This is a genomic window from Saccharothrix sp. ST-888 (genome assembly GCF_000955975.1).
Taxonomy (GTDB): domain Bacteria; phylum Actinomycetota; class Actinomycetes; order Streptomycetales; family Streptomycetaceae; genus Kitasatospora.
Genome location: NZ_JYJF01000740.1, coordinates 1 through 330, shown reverse-complemented (window position 1 = coordinate 330; position 330 = coordinate 1). Strand labels below are relative to the sequence as shown.

The window sequence follows — 330 nt, the reverse complement described above, 5'->3', positions numbered from 1 at the left end:
GTTCGCGGTTGAGGTGGCGCTGTTCAGGTTGGTGGAGTCGTGGGGTGTCCGGCCGGACTTCCTGGCGGGGCATTCGATCGGTGAGGTGGCCGCTGCGCAGCTGGCGGGTCTGCTCTCGCTGGCGGTTGCGGCCGCTCTGGTGGCCGCCCGTGGGCTCATCACCCCCACGTCACCGGCGTCTGCCCGGCCGAGCTCGGGCTGCTCGTCCGGTCATGCGCGGAGGGGTTCCGCCTGGGCCAGGAGTGCGTGCTCTCCCTTGGCGGACAGCGGCCAGGGCAGCGCCTGGGCCCCAGGCGGAGCCGCCACTCCAACCGCGCCGCTGTCCGTGGC

Annotated in this window: 1 pseudogene; it reads left to right on the top strand. The window is 73.6% G+C overall.

Annotated elements, in window-relative coordinates:
• Positions 1-175, top strand: a pseudogene (locus tag UK12_RS44095) (acyltransferase domain-containing protein); the annotation flags it as partial.
• Between the last annotated feature and the right edge of the window lie 155 nt (positions 176-330).